This is a genomic window from Paracoccus marinaquae (genome assembly GCF_018860165.1).
Classification (GTDB): domain Bacteria; phylum Pseudomonadota; class Alphaproteobacteria; order Rhodobacterales; family Rhodobacteraceae; genus Paracoccus; species Paracoccus marinaquae.
In genome coordinates, this window is the sequence record NZ_JAHKNG010000091.1 from 1 (window position 1) to 3144 (window position 3144).

Annotated in this window: 4 protein-coding genes; 1 reads left to right on the plus strand and 3 read right to left on the minus strand. The window is 61.8% G+C overall.

The genetic code is table 11. The annotated features are described in order from the left end of the window. Nucleotides 1-661 (minus strand): phage major capsid protein (locus KNW02_RS20165; RefSeq protein WP_216034973.1); only part of this gene is annotated, 661 nt, incomplete at its 3' end. 10 nt (nucleotides 662-671) lie between these two features. Further along, nucleotides 672-1514, minus strand: coding sequence for a head maturation protease, ClpP-related (locus KNW02_RS20170; RefSeq protein WP_216034974.1), 843 nt, complete (start codon nucleotides 1512-1514; stop codon nucleotides 672-674). Nucleotides 1515-1674: 160 nt separating this feature from the next. Here KNW02_RS20170 and KNW02_RS20175 point away from each other — a divergent pair, with 160 nt between their 5' ends. Next, nucleotides 1675-2070, plus strand: coding sequence for a hypothetical protein (locus KNW02_RS20175; RefSeq protein WP_216034975.1), 396 nt, complete (start codon nucleotides 1675-1677; stop codon nucleotides 2068-2070). Nucleotides 2071-2113: 43 nt separating this feature from the next. Here KNW02_RS20175 and KNW02_RS20180 read toward each other — a convergent pair. Next, nucleotides 2114-3144: phage portal protein (locus KNW02_RS20180; RefSeq protein WP_216034976.1), on the minus strand; the 1031-nt coding region annotated here is incomplete at its 5' end.

The following is a 3144-nucleotide window of genomic DNA, read 5'->3' on the forward strand; positions in this document are numbered from 1 at the left end:
CATCGTCGAGCGAGGTCTGCGTGGTGCCGGGCATGGCGTAGATCTCGCCGGTATTGATGGCGATCTCGCGCAGCGTCGGCGTGGCCGTGCCAGGACGATCCTGTTCCTCGCCAACCCAGCCGGACGTTGCGCCGCCCATATTGACCAGCTTCTTGTAGGTATTGGTCGAGATCGAGATGGTGCGGGCGAGCGAGCGGATCGTCGACACCGTGCCGAGCACACGATCGATGCCGGCTTCGGTTTTTTCTGGCACCAGATAGCCGCCATCGGGGTCGGACTGGGTGGTCAGCTTGGCCTTGACCTCCAGATCACGCAGCCCGGCATCGACGCCACGGCGGAAGAAGCGATCGAAGGCTTGCGCGTGTTCGGCCTTGTCGGGATCGGTCGTCCCGCCAACACCGCCGACCTTTACTGCCGCCAGCATGGCGTTGGTTTCGTCGAGCGACTTTTGCAGGGTGGTGATCTCGGCATTGATGCGGTCGACCTTTTCGGTCTGCACCACATCGGCCATGCCGGCCTTGATGTCGGCCAACTCCTTGTCGCGCTCGACCTTGAAGTCCTCGAAGGTCTTCTGCAGTTCGGCCAGGATCTTGGTGGCGCTGCCGGAATCGGCGCGCACGCCGACAATCCCGCGCGCACGCGGGTTCAGTTCGATACCCATGACGAGTCTCCTATGATCTGATGGTGTCGATCAACCGCTGGATGGCGGCTGCATGGAAGCCAGCGTCGTGCGTGGCGGTATCGGCAGCGTCGTGCATGCCGGCAATCTGGCAAAACATCTTGCGCCGCTCTGTGCGCGAGATGCCCTGTTGCGCAAGCGCTGCGTCGATGCGGCGCTTGGCATAGATTTCGGGGCGGATCGGCGCGGACGCATTGGTCTCTGGGTGGATTTCGGCATCGTCGACGACATCGGCAAAGCCGTATTCGACAGCCTGTGCCGCCGCCATGAAGGTTTCCGCATCCATCAGCTGCTCGATATCGGAGCGCTTCATGCCGGTGCGGACCTCATAGATGTCAGCGATGGCCGCATCGAACTGCTCGAACACGATGGCGGCCTCGCGCATGTCATGGCGATTGCCGATCACCATGCCCCAGGCATTGTGCACCATCATGAAGGAGCCGAGCCCCATGCGGATGTCGTCACCGGCCATGGCGATGACCGAGGCCGCCGAGGCCGCAATGCCGAGCACTTCGACCATGATCCTGGCCGGATGCGCCCGCAGAAGATTATAAATGGCGATCCCCTCAAACATATCCCCGCCTGGCGAGTTGATCTGCACCGTGATGTCGCGATTTCCGATGGCGCGCAGCGCCGCCGCGATCCGTTTCGCGCTCACGCCACCGCCCATGCCGTCGTCGCCGATGATATCGAGCATCGTGATCGTGGTGTTGTCGCTGGCCGTCGCCGGGCTCGGCATGTCAGCCCATTTTGCCAGCGCATCGGACGGCGTATCAAACTGATAGGTGGCGGGGCGTTGAAAGTCCGGTCCAGCCGGGAGGTCACGCAGACTCATCGGTATGCCTTTCGGTTGCTAGCAAAATTCAGGCTGGACGACAGTTAGACAGGCGGAAGCCCGCCATTTTCGCCGCATTTATGGCCTAATGTTGTTCGGCCGGGCTGACTCCTACCCCCCTCGGCACTATCTATTCGAAAACGCTTGAGCGGAGTGAACTATGAGACTTTCCAGAACACTGGCCGTAATGGCGATTGCAGCCACATCGGTGGCCGCCATGCCTGCTTTGGCAGATCCGGGTCACAGCAAAGGCAAGGCGCGCGGCAACCACCACCGCGGATTTGCAGGACATTGTCCGCCAGGCCTTGCAAAGAAAAACCCGCCTTGCGTACCCCCTGGCCAAGCACGCAAGTCTTATGATCATCATTACGGCTCCAGGATCGGGGACATCCTTCGAGTTGGTGATTATGTGGTTATTCGCGACCCCCGCAGACTCAGTCTCGAGCCGCGCGACGATTGGCGGTATTATCGCGATGGCGATCGCGCCTACCGGGTTGATCGCGATACCAGAAAGATCCTCTCCGTCATCAACCTGATCGACGCCTTCACGAACTGAAACGGTCACCCCGGCCATTGGGCGAGCCTCTGTGAAATGAATGTCAGGAGTCGGCCTCATCCTGCTCGGCGGGTGCAGTGGCTTCGTCCTCCACTTCCTCGGCATTCGCGGTCATGTTAGGCGGCGGATAATAAACGTCGCCACCGTCGCGCGGATTCTGGTCTTCCAGTGCCCGGATTTCATTGGGGCTGTAGACGCCCCATTGCAGGCCTTTCACATAGGCCTCCCAACGGGCCTTGATGTCGCCCTTGACCAGGGCCGCGCGGTTGAACCGGGCATAGAGCTTATCGTCAGCACCGATCAGGTCACGATCAATCGCCTCCTCCCACATCGTCAGGTGATCCTCGAGCGTATAGGCGACAAAGCCGATCGATTGCTGCTCGATGCCCGTGCCCCAGCTGGTGGACTTCTCGGTGTCGCCGATCATATGCGGCGGCACCCCGAAGAACATGGCAATGTCGGTGCGGCTGAACTTGCGGCTCTCGATCCATTGCGCGTCCTCCGCCGTCATGGCGATGCGATCATATTCCATGCCTTCCTCAAGGATCAGGTTCTTGCCCTCCTGCTCGCCGCCGGCGCGGAACGCGTCCAAACCGGCCTTGAGATTGGCCACAGCTTCCGGGCCGAGCTTTTGTGGGTGTTTCAGCACCCCGCTGACCCGCGCACCGTTGCGGAATGTCGTGGCCCCATGATCCTCCATCGCCAGCGCCAGACCGATGGTCTCGCGAGCATAGGCAATGGCCGAGACCCCGTGCACGCCGTCCAGCGTCAGCCCAACCAGGTGCAGCACCTCGTCCTGTTCCAGCGACACCCGCTGCCCATCCATCCGGGTATAGACGTAGGCCAGAGTAAGATCATCGCCCTGCGTGACCGCGACTCGGTCAGGGTGCAGCGGGATCAGTTCGCGGACTTCGCCGCGCGAGCGCACGATCATCGCATAGCCGTTGCCCCGCAACAGCAGATGCGCCTGCATCATGCGGCGGAATTGCGACGGTGTCTGCCAGCGGTTCGGACGCCGGCGCAACACCCGCCAGATCGGTGCATCCGAGGCATCCGCGCGGGTCCGGGCATCGA